Source organism: Planomonospora sp. ID91781, from assembly GCF_015711595.1.
GTDB classification, from domain to species: Bacteria; Actinomycetota; Actinomycetes; order Streptosporangiales; family Streptosporangiaceae; genus Planomonospora; species Planomonospora parontospora.
The window spans coordinates 833,257-851,544 of the sequence record NZ_JABTEY010000002.1 but is presented as its reverse complement, the minus strand read 5'-3'; the positions used below and the strand labels follow the sequence as shown (position 1 = coordinate 851,544).

Genomic DNA, 18,288 nt, shown 5'->3' with positions numbered 1-18,288 from the left:
CTTCCGTCACAGGTCTCCGACCGCCGCGCCGCAGCCTGGTGAGAGGCCGCCCGCCGCTGCGGCCTTTCCCGCAAGAAAAGGGTTATTTCGGTTGCATCGACTGTTTTGTGCTGCTCGTGGTGGGCATCCGAAAAAGGGAGGGGACCCCGATCTGCGCCGGTCGCCGGGCAGGCGCCGCAGGCGCCGCAGGAACCGCTGGCCCGCCGACCGCCCGCACCACGGCGAGCCCGAGTCAGTCCTTGCATCGGCAAAGGAGTCCTTCCGACGGCGGCCGCGCAGGTTCCCCGGCAGGACACCGCACCCGCCCCCGCTGGTCCCGCCGCCCGCTCCCGGGGAGCGGATCAATGATCACTCATGGGCGGGGCGGGAATCGCTTGAGCAGGGCCAGGACCCGTGCGTGGAACTCCCGGTTGTTGATCGGTTTGAGGACGAAGTCGTCGGCTCCCGCCCGGGTGGCCTCCTGTGCGGCGTTGTCGACGCCGTCGTCCACCCAGGCGGTCACCATCAGCACCGCCACCTCGGCCGTCTCGGGCGCGGCGCGCAGCTGCCGGCAGACCTCCGTGCCCGGCAGGCTGGGCAGCCGCCAGTCCAGCACCACCAGGTCCGGGCGCACCTGCCGGGCCATCGGCAGGACCTGGGCGCCGTCCGCGACGGCGTGCACCCGGCAGCCGGCCTGCTTCAGCAGCAGGGCCAGGATCTCCTGGTGATCGGGATCGTCTTCGACGAGCAACGCGGCCGGCATGTCCCCTCCCGGGCCCTCCGCTCGCTCCTACCCCCTGCGGACCTCCTCATGAGTCCCGGGTCGGGGATTGCCGCGTCCCCGGCCGCTGCGGGCCGTACGGTGCGGGGGTTTCGGGGACGCTCGCCCGCTCCTTGACCCGGAGGGACGGGCGAGCGCTCCCGTGGCGGTGCCGGCCGGGGCGGCGATCGGCACCGCCACCCGGTGAATCTACAAGGTAAAGCCGTCGTCTGTGATCATTCCAGATCCCATCGGCCCGCGCGGGCGGCGATCTCGCCGCCGCCCGGTTGAACGGTAGCTCCCGGCATCCAGAGAACGCCTGTGAGCAACCATTCGGTTACCCTCGGTTGGATCACGGGGGTGGCCGTGCCGGTTCTGCGGGCACAGCTCACGACGGGGAGGTGAGGCCGGTGGCGGGCACGCAACGGGAAGCGGCGCTGGTGGCGCTGCTGGAGACCATCACGGCCGTGGCCAACACCAGCGACGACCTCGAGGACGCGGCCCGCGCGGTGCTGAGCGCGGTGTGCGAGGCGACCGGCTGGCCGCTCGGTCACCTGTGCGTGCCGGCCGACATCGGCGAGGACTTCGTCTCGGCCGACATCTGGAGCGGGCCGATCGGCGACTTCCCGGCGCTGCGCGAGATCAGCCAGGCCGTGCGTTTCTCGCCCGGCACCGGCACGATCGGCCGGGCCGCGGCCACCGGGCAGCCGGTCTGGTCGCGCGACATCGCCGTCGATCCGTTGTTCTTCCGCGCGCAGCAGGGCCGCGACCTGGGGGTGCGGGCGGCGTTCGCGTTCCCGATCGTGGCCGCCGACGGGGTCGCGGCGGTGCTGGAGTTCTTCTCCGTTCAACCGGCCGAGCCCGATGAGCCGCTGCTGCGGGTGATGGCCAGCCTCGGTCACCAGCTGGGGCGCATCGTCGACCGGCGCACGGCCCAGACGGCCGTCCAGGCGGGCCGCGACCGGCTGCGCCAGGTCATCGACACCTCGGTGGAGGGGTTCGTCTCCACCGACGCGGCCGGGCGCATCACCGAGTGGAACGCCGCGGCGACGCGCATGTTCGGCCGCTCCCGCCAGGAGGTGCTGGGCCGGATGGTGCACGAGACGATCGTGCCGGAGCGCTACCGCGGGGCCGACCAGGCCGGCCGGGCCCGGTTTTTGGCCACGGGGCAGTCGAACGTGCTCGGCCGCAGATTGGAGCTGGCCGGCGCGCGGCCCGACGGCAGCGAGTTCCCCATCGAGATCGTGGTGTGGGCCACCCGCGAGGACGGCGCGTGGGCCTTTCACGCGTTCATCCACGACATCACCGACCGGCGCCGCGCCGAGCAGGCGCTGCGCCAGGCCTATGAGGCCGAGCAGGCCACGGTGACGCGCCTGAGAGAGCTGGATGCGGCCAAGGACGCCTTCATCGCCGCCGTCTCCCACGAGCTGCGCACCCCGCTGACCTCGCTGATCGGTTATCTGGAGGTCGTGGCCGACGCCGAAGCCGGAGTGGTGGAGGCCTCGCCGCCGGGCCGGCGGATGCTGGAGGCGATGACCCGCAACGCCGCCCGGCTGCAGAACCTGGTCGAGGACCTGCTGGCGATCAGCACGCTCAACGCCGACCACCTGGAGATCGAGGCGGTGCCCGTGCCGGCCGGCGAGGTCATCGAGGCGGCGCTACGGGTGACCGGCGCCGCGGCCCGCGACAGCGGGCACGTCTTCCGGGTGCGCGTGGACGACGGCGTCGACCGCGTCGCCGGCGACCGGGATCTGCTGGTGCGGGCGGTGGGCGCGCTGCTGTCGAACGCGGTCAAGTTCTCGGCCGCCGGCACGCCGATCAGCGTGCACGCCTCCGCGACCGGGCAGCAGGTGGCGGTCGCGGTCACCGACCGCGGGGCCGGGATCGGCGCCGATGAGCTGCCGCACGTGTTCGAGCGCTTCTCCCGGACCCGGTACGCCGACGAGCACGCCATCCAGGGCGTGGGGCTGGGGCTGGCCATCGCCAAGGCGATGCCGAGGCGCACGGCGGCGCCGTCACCGCGACCAGCACCCCGGGCGAGGGGTCGACCTTCACCCTGACCCTGCCTGCCGCTGCGTCCTCCTCCTGAGCCGACATCGCCCTCCTGACCCGCCGGCCCCCACCCCCCGGAGAGCGAGGGGAGGCCGCACCGAGATCGGCGTCGACGCCCCGGAAAGTTGTTGATCTTGAATGGGTGGCCGTCGTCGACCGCCCCGGTCGGTCCTGGTCGGCCGACGTCGGTCCCTGTGCTGGTTCCTGATAACGCACCCTGCGCGGGGTAGAGGCCCGGCAGGGTGCGGATGCGACGTCAGCACACCATGATCGTTTCCGTATCGGCCCGCGAGGAGGATGAGTGCAGGAATTAGCGGTAGTTAGCTGATCTTCGTTTCGGTTCGGTGACGAGGTGGGTTTGCCCGGATGAGGGGTCGTACGTTCCGGGGTCATGCCTTTCGAATTTCTCTCTGATGAGCAGGTCGCCCGGTATGGGCGGTTCCGGTAGGAGCCGTCGGCGGCGGAGCTGGAGCAGTTCTTCCGGTTGGACCGGGTCGCGCTGGAGCAAACGGACAAACGGCGGCGCCCGGCGACGAAGCTGGGCAGGGCGGTGCAGTGGGGGACGGTGCGAATGCTGGGGGTGTTCCTGACCGAGGACCCCACGGCGGTGCCGGCCAGGGTGGCGGCGTTCGTCGCTGAGCAGCTCGGTGTGGCTCCGGAGGAGTTTGCCGAGTACGGACAGCGTCAGCAGACGGTGTACGAACACGCGTGGGAGATCCGTGAATTGCTGGGCTACCGCGACTTCGCCGAAGGAGAGGACGAATTCGGCCGCCAGCGCGGCGCGACCTGGCTGAACGTCGTCAACGACCAGGTGATGGGCATCGGCGGCCTGATCGTGCCCGGCACCCTGCGCGACTCGCTGTTCATCCTGGACGCCATCCACACCCTTGACGGCGGCCTGCGGCCGGAGACCGTGGTGACGGACACGGCCTCGTACTCCGACATCGTGTTCGGGCTGTTCGCGATCTGCGGCTACCAGTTCTCCCCGCGCATCGCCGACCTGGGCGACACCCGCCTGTGGCGCACCAACACCCGCGCCACCTACGGGCCCCTCGACGCCATGTCCCGGCACACCATCCGCCTGGACAAGGTCCGCAGCCACTGGGCCGACATGCTCCGCGTCGCTGGATCGTTGACGACGGGGGCGGTGCGGGCCTACGACCTGATCCGGATGCTCCAGGCAGGCGGACGCCCCACGGGGCTGGGTGAGGCGTTTGCACACTACGGGCGGATCTTCAAGACCCTGCACCTTCTCCAGTTCATCAGCGACGACGCCTACCGGAGGATGATCGGCACCCAGCTCAACGTCCAGGAAGCCCGCCACCGGCTCGCCCGCCGCATCGCCTTCGGTAACCGCGGACAGCTCCGCCAGCGCTACCGCGAAGGGATGGAGGACCGGCTCGGTGCCCTCGGCCTCGCCCTCAACGCCGTCGTGTGGTGGAACACCCTCTACCTGGACGCCGCCGTCAAGCAGATCCGCGCCGACGGGTTCCCGGTGACCGGCGAGATGTGTTCGCGCCTGTCACCGATCGCGTTCGAGCACATCAACTTCCTCGGCCGCTACTCCTTCACCCGCGCCGACCCCGCCGCCGGACTGCGACCGTTCCACGACCCGGCCACCGCGCCGTGACGGCCCTCCGCTCCCGAACATGTCCCCAGCCGCCAGGTAGCGGAGTGAAGGATCAAGCCTGGGTTCGGGCCGTGTGCGCGCCGGGGGCTCCGGTGGTTCTCACTGCGGCCGAACGGCGACCGAATCGGCGGAGAGCGTGACCTCGACGGTGATGTGCGGATTGTCCGGCTGAGGGAGCTGAAGCCCGCGCTTGAACTCCTCGGCATCGTCCGGCATCACCTTCGGCTGAACCGTGACCTTGACCTGGCCGGTCTCCTCATCTGAGTGCGCCATCATCGTGGCCACCTCAGGACGGGATCGGAGCCGGGAGACGGCTGTGTCCTGGGCCCGCCGGAGCTCCGAGGCCGAGAATCCCTTGCCGCCGATCAGGGTGACGAGGTAGCAGCCACCCGGGTCGCGTACCGCTTGACGACCTCCTCCAGGGATCGGCCCGACGACGCCGCCTCTCGCTTGAGCCGCTCCAGGGTGGGCCGATGCGCTTTGGGTTGATCGGCCCGCGGCAACACGATCGTCTCGGTCCCGGCCACAGTGGGCACCGGGCCAGCACCAGACTGGCCGCAGGCGCACAACGACGCGAGCAGCGCGATGACGGTCAAACGCGATCTCTTCACACCAAAGGGACGCGCCACCGGCCTGGAGGGTTCATCCAGACACCCCATCCAGCACGGCGAAGCCCGTTCATCAAAGTGCGCCTCCCACGCGGGCCTTCTCGAGGCGTCGGAATTAGAAGGTTTCCCGACATCCCGTCGAAGCCGCCCTGCACCGCCCAGGAAACCGGATATCAGAGATGAAAGCGCACCCCGAGCAGTCGCTTTCAAGCTCGGATTGACGTCAGGATTTCCCGACAGATAGAGGAGCTCATCGCCCTATTCTCGAGGAGCCTCTGGTGCGGATCGTCTACTCGCGGGTATCCACCGCGGCCCAGTCCCTGCTGCGCCAGCGCCGCATCCTCACCGAGGCCGGCCTCCTCGTGCGGACCGAAGGCGTCGCCGAGGGGTTCCGCCCGGCCGACGGGGTGCTGCTGTTTGAGGACCCGGCCACCACCTCGAAGATCCCCGCGCTGGAACGCCCCGCGTTCGGACACCTCGCCGCTGCAGCGCACCCGCGCGACGTGCTGACGGTCTCGGAGCTGTTCCGGCTATGCCGTGACCTCGTCGACATCCACAACGTCCGCAACTGGTGCGCCGCGCGCGGCGTCGCCCTGCGCGTCCTGTCCGGGCCCCTGTCGAGCTTCCACGACCTCGCCGCGAACGACGCCACCACCGCGCTGATCATCAACGTGCTCACCGCCGTCGGCCAGTTCCAGCGCGACCTGCAGAACGAACTCACCGCCGAGGGGATCGCCGCGGCCGAGGCCGAGGGGCGCTACCGCGGTCGACCTCCCGCGCTGGACGGCACCCGGCGCGAGGAGGTACGAGCGGCGTTCCGCGAGGAGGGAACCTCCATCGCGGCCCTCGCACGCACCCACGGGGTGAGCCGGGCCGCCGTGCGCACCGCGCTGGCCGGCCTCCTGCCCGGCCAGCCGGCCTGACTGGGCTCGTCACCGAACCGACACCGGGCTCAGCATTCCTGTACCAATCCTCCTCGCGGGCCCGCACCGGGCTTGTGGGTTGGCGCCGCAGCCGGTGCGCCGACCTTATGGGACGGCGCACCAGCGGCGGCTTACGACGCGCTCGGAGCCGTCCAGCCCATGCGCTCGCGCAGCTCGTCACCTCGGGGTGCCGCCGTCGCTTCGTCACGTATCGCCGGAGCGGCGGGAAGTGTGGGGTCTGCTGTCCTGCGTGATGGCCCGGGCGCTCTCACCGGTCCGGCCGGGAGCCGGGGCGCCTGTGGCGGGCAGGAGCTGCTGGGCCGCGCCTCCCCGGTCACCACCCAGGGCTACAACCGGGGACGGCGCAGACTCGACTCCCACGCCGCCTACCGGATGGCCGCCCTGCTCGGCGGCGGCACCTGGCCGGCCGGCACCGCGGCCGGCGCCCCGGTCGGGCCGCACGCACGGCCGCCGCGCCCGGCCCTCACGGCCGCGAATCTTGCTCGGGTTCGCTACCGAGGAGCTTCTCGAAGTGACCAGGGCCCGAGTCGGGCAGGACGTCTGCCGCGGCGCGGTAGCGCGCCGTCTCGGTCTCCCAGAGGTGGTAGCCGCTCATCCAGGCGGTCATGACCTCGACGTAAGCCTCCACGGCGGCGCATTGCGGGCCGGTGAGGCCGACCTGCCGGCACATGTCCGGCACCTCGGCGGCCAGCTGCCGGAATCGGGTGACGTGCCGGTGGACCTCGTCGCGGGCCGCGGCCACCGCCTCCTGGCGGGAGCAGCCGCGGGCGTGCTGGATGACCAGGACCAGGTTGTCCATGTCCCCGCGGGCTTCCTCCTTCTCCAGGGAGTACACGTCGTTGCACATCAGCGTCACGTCGACGGTGATCTCTCGCATGATTCGCAGGTGCGGGCTGTGGAAGGCCACGGCGGGCACGGTGATCGCCGCCGCGCGTTCCCCCAGCGACACCGGCAGCGCGGTGCCGGCCACGCCCCGGCGCACCTGCAGATATCGTTCCATGTCCGAGGGCACCGCCCGGCACCGGTTGACCGCCTCATGGGCGTGGGCGGCGAAGTAGTACTCCCATTCGTGCGCGGTCCGCGCCGCCCACCCGGGAGGTGCCCCGTCGGTGCTGCGCCGCCACAGGTCGGCGAACGCGGCCGAGCAGGGGTCGGCCTGGCGGCGTGGTCCGGTGCCGTGGACGATGTCGATCATGCTCTGGCACAGGCGGGCGACGTCGCGGGGAGCGCGGCTCAGGGGGCCGTCGAACTGGTCGTCGAAGAGGAAGAAGAACGCCATGGCGTCGGTGCACAGGCCGAGCTCGGGTCCCTGCGCGTAGGGGAAGCCGCAGGCGGCCAGGCGCGGCATGTCCCAGGAGCGGTACCAGGCCAGGGCCTGGTCGCCGGTCACCAGCCGGTGCTGTTGTACCCAGCGGAGATTGCGCCGCCGGGCGCCTTCCGCATCCGGACTCGTCCGCACCGGGAAAGGCAGGTCGAACGCGATGTCCTGCGGCATGGGCCCTCCGTACGGCACTTGGCCCCGTGCGCGGCGCAGGGAGCGAAGCTACCGGCTGACCAACAACGTACCGCCGGGGCGGTACACCGCACCGTCCGTGGGACCGGCTCGGCGTACGGCCGGCCCGCAGCACCTGGTCGTCACCTGTATCGGGGCTCCGCCTGGCAGGCGACCTGGCTCAAGGCGTCGGAATACCGTCAGAGCCCGTGCTTGGCCCCCTCGTCGGTGTCGGTGCCGGTGCCGGTGCAGGCCGGCGGAACGGCGCCCCTGTCGTGCCCGCTCTCGATGGCAAGCCCACCTGGGTGCTCGCTGAGCTCCCGCCATTCTGTACGTAGCTGATAGTGACACTTCATCTCGTTTGATTACATAAAGTGACATATGGGTATGAAGCCGGTGACCGAAATCATCTATTTCATGACATGGAGGACAATCATGTCCGGTACCCGTCGTCTCGTCGCCCTGGCGGCGCTGACCGTTCCCCTGGCCCTGACCGCGGTGCCTGCTTCGGCCGCGCCCACGGCCGATCCGGCGGCCACCTACACCTGCCAGCGGGAACTGCCGGCACCGCGCGTCTACCCGCCGTGGGCGCACGGCGAAGGCTGCACCGCCTCGGCGGGCGCGCCCACCCGGGAGGGGGAGGTCTCGGGGCCGGTCGACGTGGTCTTCCAGGACGCCCGCTACTCCGGCCAGGCCCGCTACCGCTGCCAGGCGGTCGCCGTCTACCCCGAGGACGACTCCACGCGTCTGAGGGTCTTGGGCAAGAGCTGCCTGCCCCCCGATCAGTACGCGCAGCACCTGGCATCGTAGGCCCGATCTTCGACCTTTCCCCGCGAGCCGCGGTCACTCGGCTGCCGGGCACCTGGCCGTCGAAGTCGACCCCGGCGACTGACCGACCCCTGTGGCGCCCCGCCCGGCGCGAGCTTGGGTTCTAATGATCGTCGCAACACCCGAACCCCGGGAACGCGATGGTTTTCAGAACAGCACCAGGTCGACCTCTGGTTGAGGCGCGACGAAAGTTCCTTGAGCTCGTTCGCGAGGGTGTGAGCTTCAGGGAAGCCAGTCGCTTTGTCGGCGCTAACCGACGAGCCGGACAAAAGCGGATGAATGGGCGCGGTGAGCGCTCGAAGACCTCGAAGGGGGCAGGCAAGAGAACGCGGCCGGCCGTCCGGCCCCTCACAGCAGATGCTCGCAGCTACCTTCCCCGCCCCCTCGGTGCAGAGGGGGCGGGGTCGCCCTCTTCGACGCGCTATCCGAGGAAGAGCGCATCCGCATCGCAGACCTGCGGCGGGAGAAGAGATCCGTTCGGTCGATCGCGGCCGAGCTGGGCCGCAGCCCGTCGACCATCAGTCGGGAGATCAGGCGGAACTGCAACTCCAACGTCAAGCCAAGCCACCCGTCGTATTACCGCCCGTTCGCCGCTCAGAAGCGGGCGGAGATGCGTCGGCCGCGGCCCAAGCCCAGGCGAATCGACCAGTGCGAGGTACTGCGCGACTTCATCCAGGCGCGATTGGAGGAGCGCTGGAGCCCGGAACAGATCGCGAACGTCCGTCGCATCGGCGTGTCGGGGATGTGGCCGCATCGGCAGCTCGCCCCCGGGTCCGGCGGGTGCCGGGCCCGGGGGCGGCTGATCAGTTCAGACGGAAGCGGGCGACCAGCTCGGTGAGGTCGGCCGACATCCGCGCCAGTTCTTCGGCGGCCTGGCGGGAGGCCACCACGCCCTCGGTGGTCTGCTGGGCGGCGTCGGCGACGGCCGTCATGCCGCCGGCGATGTCGCCGACGCCCAGCGCCGCGTCGGACACGCTGCGGCTGATCTCTCCGGTGGTGGCGGTCTGCTCCTCCACCGCGGCCGCGATCGTGGTCTGGTAGGTGCTGATCGTGCCGATGATGGCCGAGATCTTGCCGATCGCGGTCACCGCGGCGGCGGTGTCGCCCTGGATGGCGTCGATGCGCTCGGCGATGTCCTCGGTGGCCTTGGCGGTCTCCTGGGCCAGTTCCTTGACCTCGGCGGCGACCACGGCGAAGCCCTTGCCTGCATCCCCGGCGCGGGCGGCCTCGATGGTCGCGTTGAGGGCGAGCAGGTTGGTCTGCTCGGCGATCGAGGTGATCACTTTGAGGATGTCGCCGATCTCGGCCGAGGAGGTGCCCAGCTTGCCGACCACGGCGGTCGTCTCCTGGGCGGAGGTGACCGCCTCGGCGGCGACGGTCGCCGCGTCGGAGGCGCCGGCGGAGATCTCCCGGATGGAGGCGCCCATCTGCTCGGAGGCCGCGGCCAGGGTGTTGACGCTCTCGGTGACCTCGCGGGCGGCCCCGCGGGCCTGGGCCGCCTGGGCGGCGGTGCCCGAGGCGGTGCCGGCCAGCTGGTCGCTGACGGCCTCCAGTTCCTGGGAGGAGGCGCCCAGCGCGGTCGCGTTGGCGTGGATGACACCGATGGTGTGGTGCATGCTGTCGGTGGCGCGGGCCAGCGCGGCGGCCATGGTGCCGACCTCGTCGCGGCGCTCCAGCGCGGCCCGCTGGGTCAGGTCCCCGCGCGAGACCGCGTCCAGCACGGCGGTGACCCGGCGCAGCGGGCCGGCGATGCCGCGGGCGACCAGCCAGGCCAGGGCGAGCCCGGCGGCCAGGCCGAGGGCGCCGATGACGCCCACCCGGGTGACGACCTGGCCGACGGTGTCGTGGGAGGCCGCGGCGTTGGCCACGGCCGTCTCGGCCTGGGCGGCGCGCAGCTCGGCGAACCCCTCATCGAGGCGCTCGGTGATCGGCTCGGCCTCGTTGAAGCCGTCCCAGAAGGCGTCCAGGTCGCCCTTGTCGGCGGCGGGCATGATCTTCTCGTCGCGGATGGCCTTGTAGGCGGCCCAGTCGGCGTACAGGCGCTCGGAGGCGGCGGCGTCGGCCGTCATCGGGACGAACGCTTCGGCGTTCTTGTCGATGTTGGCATCCAGCTTGTGCATGTCGGCCGCGTTGGCTTTGCGGTACTCGGCGTCCGACAGGTAGTAGTTGAGCACCAGGTTGCGCACCTGCAACACGTCGCTGTGCAGCTCCGCCAGCGTCTGGATCGGCCGCACACCACCGGTGTAGATGGCCGAGGCCTTCTCATCGGCGGTGTTGAGCCCGGTGACACTGACAGTGATCACCAGCAGGCACGCGGTCGCCATCGCAGCGACAGCAGACATGATCTTTACGGTGAGCGGCAGGTCCCGGCCACGAGCGGTCAGCGACCGCCGCGCAGACGCGCCCGGCACAGGGGCGGCAGCAGACGACATGACGTTCCTTCACGGTGAAGAGGAGCCGATGGTGGCGGTCTTCACATCGGCTGCGGTCCGTCGGTTCTGAGCGGTTGGCAGCCGGCGCTGCGCCACGTGGGTGTGAGGGAAGACGGAGCCGGCCGGCTCCGGCGCAAGCCGACGCGCGGCTTATGCAGCAGCCGGTGCCCGGCCGCCATCTGGCGAGTGCTCGCCCGCCGCACCCTGACCGTCGGCTCGGTGGCCATGGACGCCGGGCACACGGTGATCGTGTTCCGGCGCAAGGGCGGCCGCACCGACCGGCTGCCCGTCCCGCCCCGGATGCGCGCGCTGCTGGAGCCGCTGCTGGACGACCGGGCTCCCGGCGAGCCGCTGCTGGTGCGGGAGGGTGGGGGGCCGTTCGACCGGTGGCGCACCACCACCGCGCTGCGCCGCGCCGCCACCGCCGGCGTCGACCCCGCGAAGCTCACCCCGCACACCGCGCGGGCCACCGCCGCCACGCTCGCCCTGGACGCCGGGGTACCACTCGCCGGCGTCCAGGAACTCCTCGGCCACGCCTCCCCGGTCACCACCCAGCGCTACAACCGCAGCCGCCGCAAACTCGACTCCCACGCCGCCTACCGGATGGGGCGGCGGCGCCTGACCAGGCGGCTCCCCTTCGAGGACGAAGCCGGATTCTCCATGACGCCGCCGCACGCGAAGACCTGGTCACAGCGCGGCCGGACCCCGGTGGTGCGGGTCCGCGGCCGCTCCCGCAGACGGATCTCCATCGCCGCGCTGACCTGCTACAAACCCGGTCGCCGCTCCAGGCTCATCTACCGGCCCCGCCATGACGACGGCCGCCGCGATGGGCGCAAGAGCTTCTCCTGGCGCGACTACCGGGACCTGTTGATCGCAGCACACCAGCAGCTCGGTGGCCCGATCGTTCTCGTCTGGGACAACCTCAACGTCCACAAGGCCGCCGACCTGCAAAAGTTCACCGAGGCCCGGGAATGGCTGACCATCTACTATCCGCCGCCCTACGCACCCGGCCTCAACCCAGTCGAGGAGATCTGGTCCCTCCTGCGACGCGGCTGGCTCTCCAACGTCGCTTCAGTAGCCCTGAACACCTCGTCCAGCGCATCCGGCGCGGCCTACGGCACATCCAGTACCGCAGCGAACTCATAGACGGCTGCCTCGCCGAGACCGGCCTGGCAATCAGACCTACCTGAGCAACCCGGCCACATCACGGGTTCAACCTCAGGAATGCAGGGCGGCCGCGAGTGCCTCGGCCAGGGTCACGGGCGGGCGGCCGATCAGGCGGCGCAAGTCGCCAGAGTCGGTGTACATCTCGCCGCGGTTCATACCGCGGTCAGCGTCAGCGAGGACCTCCGCCAGCTCGGCGGGTAGGCCCGCGGCGTCCAGTACCTGGGCGAAGTCGGCCACCGGGAGGTCAGCGTAGGTAACCTGCTTTCCGGCCGCAGCGGAGATCGCGGCGGCGAGCTCAGTCAGGGTGAAGGATTCGTCGCCGCCGAGCTCGTACACGGCGCCGGTGTGGCCTTCAGTGGTGAGGACGACCGCTGCGGCCTCGGCGTAGTCGGCGCGGGACGCGGCGCTGATCCGCCCCTCGCCTGCGGCGCCGACGACCGCGCCGTTCTGCAGGATCTGCGGCAGTTGGCTGGTGTAGTTCTCCAAGTACCAGCCGTTGCGCAGCAGCACGCTGGGGATTCCGCGGTCCCGCAGATACGCCTCGGTCTCGCTGTGCGTGGCGCCGATGACGGTGGTGGCCGTGTCCGCGTGCGTCGTGCTCGTGTACGCCACTAGCGACACGCCTGCGGATGCCGCGGCGTCGATCACGCGGCGGTGGTTGGCGACCCGCTCGCCCACGGGGACCGAGGCCGAGATCAGCAGCAGCCTGTCCGCCCCCGCGAATGCCTCAGCCAGGCCGTCCGTGTCCGCGAAGTCGGCGCGGCGTACCGTGATGCCTCGGTCGGCCAAATCCTTGATCCCGGCGATGTCCCGGCCGGTCGCGATGATGTCCGCGGCCGGGATCCCGCTCCGCAGCAGTGCCTCGACGGTGAGTCTGCCCAGCTGGCCGGTGGCTCCGGTGACGACGATCGGCATGATGGTCATTCCTTTCTTCCGCGCGTGCCTCGCACGCCTGCCGCGGTCCGTCCGCCGCGGGATGGAACACAGAATGACCTGAACACTCTCTGTTGGGGAGTAGCCACTTTTTGGTACGGTACTTACCGTAGCGAAAGCATTGAGGTGAGCCGTATGGCTGCTGTCGAGAATGCGACCGGGCCCATGCCGTCATTCGATCCGTACGAGCGCGGCTGTCCGTCGCGGGACCTGCTCGACCAGATCGGCAGCAAGTGGGCGGTCCTCGTGCTGGGCGAACTCGGCCGGAACGGGACCTCCCGGTTCGGTCATCTCCGACAGGCGCTGGCGGGCGTGAGCGAGAAGATGCTCACCCAGACGCTGCGCACCCTCGAACGCGACGGGCTGGTCAGCCGGACCGTCTACCCAGAGGTGCCGCCGCACGTGGAGTATGAGCTGACCGCGCTCGGCCAGACGCTACGGGAGCCGCTGAAGGCGCTCACGGAGTGGTCCGTGCTGCACATCGAAGAAGTCATCACCGCCCGCGAAGAGTACGACGACCGCACTGAGCGCACCAGGTAATCAGCGGCGGCCAGCGGTCTGGTCATAGACGGCCGCCTCGCCGAGACCGGCCCGACAATCAGACCCACCTAAGCCACCCGGCGACATCACGAGTTCAACCACAGTAGTGCTATTAAGTCGAGCCTGAGGTTCCCCCCGTTGCACGGACACCTGAGGTGGGGTCACTCGGCGGTGTCTGAGGGCCGGTAGAGGCTCTCGTACGTGGCGGGGCTGTACATTCCAATGCTGGAATGGCGCCTGTATGGATTATACCAGCATTCGATCCATTCGAAGATGGCGTTGGCGAGTTCTTCGCGGGTATTCCAGATCCTGGTGTCGAGGAGTTCGAGCTGCATCGTTCCCCAGAGCGATTCCATCATCGCGTTGTCATAACAATCACCCACCGTTCCCATGGAACCGAGCAGGCCGACGTCTCGTAGGCGTTTCCCGAAGGTCCAGGACGTATATTGCGTTCCGTGGTCCGAGTGCAGGATTGTCGATCGCTTTTCCGGTGCGCGCCGGGCCACGGCCATCGCGAGCGCATTAGTGACCAACTCGGTATTTTGGCTGGCGTCGATGGACCAGCCGATGATGCGTCGAGAGTAGGCGTCCATGAAGGCGGCGCAGTACACCTTCCCTTCGCCGGTGGGATGTTCGGTGATGTCGGTCAGCCGCAGCCGATCGGGCGCCTGGACGTCGAACCGCCGCTGTACCAGGTCCTCCTCGGTGGCCTGGTTGACCAGGTTGCGGCGGCCCTTGCGCCGGTAGATGCCCTGCAGGCCGGCCGCGCGCATGAGCCGCTCGACGCGCTTGCGGTTGACCGTCTCGCCCAGCCCCAGCCGCAGTTCGGCATGGACGCGCGGCGATCCATAACCACCGCGCGACTCGGCGTGGATCTCGTGGATCATTTTGGTGAGTTCTTTGTTACGCAATTCCCGCGGTGGCTCGGGCCGGCCGAGCCAGTCGTAATATCCCGATGTGGACACTTCGAGGACTCGGCAGGCCACCGCGACCGGGATATGGTCGCCGGCGAGTTCACGGACCAGCGAGTAGATTGCTTTGGGAGGACGTTCTCGCGGGCGAAATAGGCCGCCGCCCGCTTGAGGATGTCGTTCTCCATCTCCAACTGCTTATTACGGCGGCGCAGCTCGGCGAGTTCCTTCTTTTCCGCACTGGTCAGCCGGTCCCCAGTGCCGGCGTTTTCATCGGCGTCGGCCTGGTTGAGCCAGTTCTGCAGGCATGACCGGCTGATGCCCAGGTCTTTGGCGAGTTGGAGGAGCGGTTTGTCACCTTGGCGCGCGAGCTCGACCGCGCGACGCCGGAACTCTGGCGGGTGTGGTGCGGGCATGAAGGACATCCTTCCTGATGATCAAGGGTGACCTCAGGTCAAGTGTCCGGAGAGCAGGGGGAAGCTCAAGGGAAGTCAGGTTCCCGGTCGTTCTCCAGTCTTTTCCTCTGCACGCAGGCCTCCCAGGTGCTCTCCCGCCGGCCGAGGTCGAAGATCTCGTTGTAGGTGTCCTCACCATCGAGGGACGCGCTTAAAGCGGTGACCTGGCCGGAGGTGAAAGGAATTGGTCCGACCCGGGTCCTATCGGTTCAGTCGTAGTAAGCGAACCGGGGCAGACCAGGTTCCGCGGGCATCGGCACAGCCGGGTGAGCGACCGGCACGAGCCGTACGGCGGAGCGTTCGCCTACCCGCCCTGGGACGCAGCGGCCGTCCCGCGGGAGGGCGGCTGATGCCGCCGAGGAAGACAAGACTGCTCTTTTCCGGCGTTCCTCCCTAGATTTCCCGGCACGGCCGACAAGGAGGAGGACGCCATGGCGGAGCTGTGGACGTTGGGCGCGTGGGAGCTGGCGGAGCTGATCCGCGCCGGAGAGGTCTCGTGCCGGGAGGTGATCGAGGCGCATCTACGGCGGATCGACGCGGTGAACTCCCGGGTGAATGCGATCACGGCCACGCTGGAGGGGGACTCGCTCGCGGCGGCGGACGCGGCCGACAGAGCCCGCGCACGCGGGGACGCGGTCGGTCCCCTGTGCGGCGTACCGATGACGGTGAAGGAGAACATCGACGTCAGGGGGTCGGCGACGACGCTGGGGATCGTCGCCCTGCGGGAGGCGGCGGCGACCGCCGACGCGCCCCCCGTCGCCGAACTGCGCGCGGTGGGGGCGATCCCGATCGGCCGCACGAACATGCCCGAGTTCGGCATGCGCTGGCACACCGACAACGCGTTGCACGGCGCGACGGTGAACCCTTGGTCCGCCGCGCACACGCCGGGTGGATCGAGCGGCGGGGAGGCGGCCGCGGTGGCGACGGGGATGTCCCCGCTCGGAATCGGCAACGACGGTGCGGGTTCGCTGCGATGGCCCGCCCAGTGCTGCGGCGTCAGCGCGCTGAAGCCCTCGCTGGGCAGGGTGGCGCAGGCCGGGCACGGGGCGGGGCCGGTTCCCTTCGCGTTCCAGCTGCTCGCCGTCCACGGTCCGGTAGCCCGGCGCGTGCGGGATCTGCGGCTGGCGTTCGAGCACATGTGCGGGCGCTCCGGCGGGGACCCGTGGCACGCGCCGGTGCCCGTGCACGGCCCGCCCCTGCCCGTGCCGGTACGGGTCCGCGTGGTGACCGATCTCGACGGGACCGAGATGGACCCGCAGGTGGCCGGCGCGCTGCAGCGCGCGGCCGCGGCCCTGGCCGACGCGGGCTATCTCGTCGAGGAAGGCCGGGCTCCGGCCCTCACCCGGGCGAGCGAGATCTTCACGCAGATCATGTCGGACCACGGCCGGACCCACCGGGAGCGACCTCCTGCGGACGCGATCGCCTCTCCCGGGTTCGTGCGCTTCTGGCAGGCGTACGAGCCGATCTGGACGCGGGCCGCAGGAGAGCGGGCGTTCGACCCGATGATGGAGCGGGCCTCCATCGCGCGGCTGTGGAGCGCGCAGCTGAGCCGTACCCCGTTGATGCTCGCGCCGATCCGCACGCGTCCGGCCTTCCGCGTCGGGTCCGATCTCGACCCCCGGTGGCTGGACGATTGGCCGGACACGATGCGTACGGTCGTGGCGGTCAACCTTCTCGGGCTGCCCGCGGTCGCCGTACCGGTCGCCTCGGCCGATGCGCCGCTGCCGCAGGCCGTGCAGATCATCGGCCCGAGGTTTCGCGAGGATCTGTGTCTGGAGGCCGCCGCGGTGGTGGAGGCCGCGGCCGGGACGCCGACGCCGATCGACCCCCGCTGACCGTCGGCTCCGGGCAGAGGGCCGCGCCGCGTCGGGCGACACGCCTGCCCGGTGCCCTGGCCCACCGGACCGAGCGGCACGAACCGGCTGCCGCCGCCCGGCGCCGAACTTTCTTCACAGCCGTCGCGTCGAAATCGAACATGAACGAGATGCGAAAGCTCGCCGTCCTGTCCGTGCTGCCCGTCGCCGCGGCGCTGATAGCGCTCCCCGCCCAGGCCGTGGAGCGTCCCGCCTGTCCCGTCCCGACCGGAGCAGAGGCGAAGCGGTCGTCCGGCGCTGAGATCGACATGCCTCCCAGAGGCGCCGCCGCCGTCGAGGGGATCCGTGTCGGCCACATTCCGAAGGGCTTCACCTACGGCCAGGTCGTCGTCAACGAGCACGATGGGATCACCGAGTACGGTTACCAGTGGGGGGACGACCGCTCCGAGGTGGACCCCGAGCACCGGTCGCTGTGGGTGAGGGTGGTGTGCTGGCCGAAGGCGAGCGGGCCGGCGCAGCTGAAGAACGCTCCGTTCGACCTCGGGACGTTCTCCGGTGACACGGAGACCGTGCGGATCGGCGCTCGCCAGGTGCTCACCCAGGAGGGGGACGGCGCGCTGGGCCACGGCCGGTACGCGGGCTGGGTCGAGCGTAAGGGCGTCGTCGTCACCGTGATGGCCAGCCGGCCCCTCGCGCCGGAGCTAACGAAGATCATCAAGGGCATCCGGCTCTGAACCGTCGCTAGACGGCTGACTTGTCGAGGACGGCCGCCACTTCCGCTGCCCTGAACACGAACCCCGCGTGTGTGGTGTCCAGGGTGTGGACCTCGTAGGGGTTGCCCGGAGTCAGCGCATCCGCTTCGGCGATCAGTCTGTCCTGCATGGCCAGCGGAATGGACCGGTCGCCGGTGAGGCGGATGTACGTGCGGGCGACCGTGCCCCAGGTGTCGGCGTGACCACGGGCGTCGGCCGTCATCACCGCGATCGACTCGTCGGGCTGCAGGATGTTGAGGAACGCCCTGAACCGTTCGTCGGTGACGTCGGCCATGGTCGCCGCCTTGAGGCCGGCCAGCAGCGCCGGATCGGCGGTGCGGTAGTTGGCCCGGCCGACGCCGAGCCGAGCCGGGTCCCCGATGTTGAACGCGCCCAGGGACGGCATCAGGCTGTCCGCGAACTCGGGCTCCTGCATGTACTCGATCGGGTTCGCCCGTTGCACGCACGCCCACGCGGAGATGTACACCAGCCGATCCACCAGGCCGGGGATCGTGTTGGCGACTCCGGTGACGGTCGTCCCTCCGAGGCTGGCGCCCACCAGCACCACCGGTCCGTGCCCGGCCACGCGGCGGACGACGTCGACGACCGCGTCGACGTTGTCCTGGAGGGTGGTCCCGGCCAGCGTCGACGGTTCGGCAGCCCACGCGTCGAGATCCTGCGGCGCCTGGTAGGCGACGGGGTACTGCGCGTCGAGGCCGTGCCCCGGCAGGTCGACGGCGAGGCTGCGGTGGCCGAGCAGGGCGAGTTCGCGCTGGACGGAGGACCACATGAACGAGTTGGAGCCGGAACCGTGGACCAGCACGAACGTGGGAGCGGTGCCGGACGACATGTAGACCATGATCGAGGACCGTATCAGGTGGTGGATCTTGGGCGCGAGGGGGAATCGGGAGCCGCGGCCGGGGGGTGAGCCTCCGGACGGGGACCGATCCGGGAGCCGGGCGGGGCCGGCTCAAGCCGTCCGCCGATGAGC

General features: G+C 70.3%; 16 protein-coding genes and 4 pseudogenes. 10 read left to right on the top strand and 10 right to left on the bottom strand.

Features of this window, described 5'->3' with window-relative positions; translation table 11 throughout:
• Positions 1 to 352 precede the first annotated feature (352 nt).
• On the bottom strand, positions 353 to 742 hold the full coding sequence (locus HS048_RS23120; protein ID WP_196468648.1) for a response regulator transcription factor: 390 nt from the start codon (positions 740 to 742) through the stop codon (positions 353 to 355).
• 407 nt (positions 743 to 1,149) lie between these two features.
• Between HS048_RS23120 and HS048_RS23115 the strand changes: the two genes are divergently transcribed.
• The 3 genes and pseudogenes from HS048_RS23115 to HS048_RS23110 all read left to right on the top strand — a co-directional run.
• Complete coding sequence (locus HS048_RS23115) at positions 1,150 to 2,799, top strand: PAS domain S-box protein (protein WP_196468647.1); 1,650 nt, start codon at positions 1,150 to 1,152, stop codon at positions 2,797 to 2,799.
• Positions 2,800 to 3,257: 458 nt separating this feature from the next.
• Positions 3,258 to 3,536 (top strand): annotated as a pseudogene (locus tag HS048_RS37460) (DUF4158 domain-containing protein); the annotation flags it as partial.
• 18 nt (positions 3,537 to 3,554) lie between these two features.
• Positions 3,555 to 4,421: pseudogene (locus HS048_RS23110) on the top strand (Tn3 family transposase); the annotation flags it as partial.
• A 99-nt stretch (positions 4,422 to 4,520) separates the two neighbouring features.
• Here the strand turns inward: HS048_RS23110 and HS048_RS23105 are convergent.
• On the bottom strand, positions 4,521 to 4,706 hold the full coding sequence (locus HS048_RS23105; protein ID WP_196468645.1) for a hypothetical protein: 186 nt from the start codon (positions 4,704 to 4,706) through the stop codon (positions 4,521 to 4,523).
• Positions 4,707 to 4,786: 80 nt separating this feature from the next.
• Entirely contained in the window at positions 4,787 to 5,017 is a 231-nt protein-coding gene (locus HS048_RS23100) for a hypothetical protein (RefSeq protein ID WP_196468644.1), read from the bottom strand.
• Positions 5,018 to 5,307: 290 nt separating this feature from the next.
• Here HS048_RS23100 and HS048_RS23095 point away from each other — a divergent pair, with 290 nt between their 5' ends.
• Complete coding sequence (locus tag HS048_RS23095) at positions 5,308 to 5,952, top strand: recombinase family protein (RefSeq protein WP_196468643.1); 645 nt, start codon at positions 5,308 to 5,310, stop codon at positions 5,950 to 5,952.
• A 484-nt stretch (positions 5,953 to 6,436) separates the two neighbouring features.
• Here HS048_RS23095 and HS048_RS23090 read toward each other — a convergent pair whose 3' ends face one another.
• Positions 6,437 to 7,468, bottom strand: coding sequence for a hypothetical protein (locus tag HS048_RS23090; protein WP_196468642.1), 1,032 nt, complete (start codon positions 7,466 to 7,468; stop codon positions 6,437 to 6,439).
• 197 nt (positions 7,469 to 7,665) lie between these two features.
• Positions 7,666 to 7,821, bottom strand: coding sequence for a hypothetical protein (locus tag HS048_RS23085; protein WP_196468641.1), 156 nt, complete (start codon positions 7,819 to 7,821; stop codon positions 7,666 to 7,668).
• A gap of 79 nt (positions 7,822 to 7,900) precedes the next feature.
• Between HS048_RS23085 and HS048_RS23080 the strand changes: the two genes are divergently transcribed.
• Both HS048_RS23080 and HS048_RS23075 read left to right on the top strand, forming a co-directional pair.
• Positions 7,901 to 8,275 (top strand): hypothetical protein, encoded by a 375-nt coding sequence (locus HS048_RS23080; RefSeq protein ID WP_196468640.1) that lies wholly within the window; start codon positions 7,901 to 7,903, stop codon positions 8,273 to 8,275.
• Positions 8,276 to 8,726: 451 nt separating this feature from the next.
• A pseudogene (locus tag HS048_RS23075) lies at positions 8,727 to 9,131 on the top strand (transposase); the annotation flags it as partial.
• On the opposite strand, the gene HS048_RS23070 reads toward HS048_RS23075, so the two are convergent.
• Complete coding sequence (locus tag HS048_RS23070; protein WP_196468639.1) at positions 9,097 to 10,635, bottom strand: methyl-accepting chemotaxis protein; 1,539 nt, start codon at positions 10,633 to 10,635, stop codon at positions 9,097 to 9,099. The pseudogene HS048_RS23075 and the gene HS048_RS23070 sit on opposite strands and share 35 nt — an antisense overlap.
• A gap of 276 nt (positions 10,636 to 10,911) precedes the next feature.
• On the opposite strand from HS048_RS23070, the gene HS048_RS23065 reads away from it, so the two are divergent.
• Positions 10,912 to 11,871, top strand: coding sequence for a transposase (locus tag HS048_RS23065; protein WP_196468638.1), 960 nt, complete (start codon positions 10,912 to 10,914; stop codon positions 11,869 to 11,871).
• Between the two features lie 72 nt (positions 11,872 to 11,943).
• On the opposite strand, the gene HS048_RS23060 is transcribed toward HS048_RS23065, so the two are convergent.
• Entirely contained in the window at positions 11,944 to 12,807 is an 864-nt protein-coding gene (locus HS048_RS23060; RefSeq protein ID WP_068897482.1) for an SDR family oxidoreductase, read from the bottom strand.
• A 183-nt stretch (positions 12,808 to 12,990) separates the two neighbouring features.
• On the opposite strand from HS048_RS23060, the gene HS048_RS23055 reads away from it, so the two are divergent.
• The gene (locus HS048_RS23055; protein WP_202609808.1) at positions 12,991 to 13,365 is read left to right on the top strand and encodes a helix-turn-helix domain-containing protein; all 375 of its coding nucleotides are present in this window, start codon (positions 12,991 to 12,993) and stop codon (positions 13,363 to 13,365) included.
• A 161-nt stretch (positions 13,366 to 13,526) separates the two neighbouring features.
• Here HS048_RS23055 and HS048_RS23050 read toward each other — a convergent pair whose 3' ends face one another.
• Both HS048_RS23050 and HS048_RS37455 read right to left on the bottom strand, forming a co-directional pair.
• Positions 13,527 to 14,390: an IS3 family transposase gene (locus tag HS048_RS23050; RefSeq protein ID WP_230882064.1), complete on the bottom strand. Its 864-nt coding sequence runs from the start codon at positions 14,388 to 14,390 to the stop codon at positions 13,527 to 13,529.
• A gap of 86 nt (positions 14,391 to 14,476) precedes the next feature.
• Positions 14,477 to 14,692: pseudogene (locus HS048_RS37455) on the bottom strand (transposase); the annotation flags it as partial.
• A 470-nt stretch (positions 14,693 to 15,162) separates the two neighbouring features.
• Here HS048_RS37455 and HS048_RS23040 point away from each other — a divergent pair.
• Together HS048_RS23040 and HS048_RS23035 are read left to right on the top strand one after the other, a co-directional pair.
• The gene (locus HS048_RS23040; protein ID WP_196468635.1) at positions 15,163 to 16,566 is read left to right on the top strand and encodes an amidase; all 1,404 of its coding nucleotides are present in this window, start codon (positions 15,163 to 15,165) and stop codon (positions 16,564 to 16,566) included.
• A gap of 140 nt (positions 16,567 to 16,706) precedes the next feature.
• Positions 16,707 to 17,279: a hypothetical protein gene (locus HS048_RS23035; protein WP_196468634.1), complete on the top strand. Its 573-nt coding sequence runs from the start codon at positions 16,707 to 16,709 to the stop codon at positions 17,277 to 17,279.
• Between the two features lie 7 nt (positions 17,280 to 17,286).
• Here the strand turns inward: HS048_RS23035 and HS048_RS23030 are convergent, their stop codons facing one another.
• Positions 17,287 to 18,156: an alpha/beta hydrolase gene (locus tag HS048_RS23030; RefSeq protein ID WP_230881847.1), complete on the bottom strand. Its 870-nt coding sequence runs from the start codon at positions 18,154 to 18,156 to the stop codon at positions 17,287 to 17,289.
• Positions 18,157 to 18,288 lie beyond the last annotated feature (132 nt).

What these genes read in the sequence shown, in the direction of transcription:
- HS048_RS23030 (WP_230881847.1), bottom strand. Translation starts at nt 18,156, where the DNA reads ATGGTCTACATGTCGTCCGGCACCGCTCCCACGTTCGTGCTGGTCCAC.
- HS048_RS23070 (WP_196468639.1), bottom strand. Translation starts at nt 10,635, where the DNA reads ATGTCTGCTGTCGCTGCGATGGCGACCGCGTGCCTGCTGGTGATCACT.
- HS048_RS23035 (WP_196468634.1), top strand. Translation starts at nt 16,707, where the DNA reads ATGAACGAGATGCGAAAGCTCGCCGTCCTGTCCGTGCTGCCCGTCGCC.
- HS048_RS23055 (WP_202609808.1), top strand. Translation starts at nt 12,991, where the DNA reads ATGCCGTCATTCGATCCGTACGAGCGCGGCTGTCCGTCGCGGGACCTG.
- HS048_RS23085 (WP_196468641.1), bottom strand. Translation starts at nt 7,821, where the DNA reads ATGAAGTGTCACTATCAGCTACGTACAGAATGGCGGGAGCTCAGCGAG.
- HS048_RS23060 (WP_068897482.1), bottom strand. Translation starts at nt 12,807, where the DNA reads ATGCCGATCGTCGTCACCGGAGCCACCGGCCAGCTGGGCAGACTCACC.
- HS048_RS23040 (WP_196468635.1), top strand. Translation starts at nt 15,163, where the DNA reads ATGGCGGAGCTGTGGACGTTGGGCGCGTGGGAGCTGGCGGAGCTGATC.
- HS048_RS23080 (WP_196468640.1), top strand. Translation starts at nt 7,901, where the DNA reads ATGTCCGGTACCCGTCGTCTCGTCGCCCTGGCGGCGCTGACCGTTCCC.
- HS048_RS23120 (WP_196468648.1), bottom strand. Translation starts at nt 742, where the DNA reads ATGCCGGCCGCGTTGCTCGTCGAAGACGATCCCGATCACCAGGAGATC.
- HS048_RS23090 (WP_196468642.1), bottom strand. Translation starts at nt 7,468, where the DNA reads ATGCCGCAGGACATCGCGTTCGACCTGCCTTTCCCGGTGCGGACGAGT.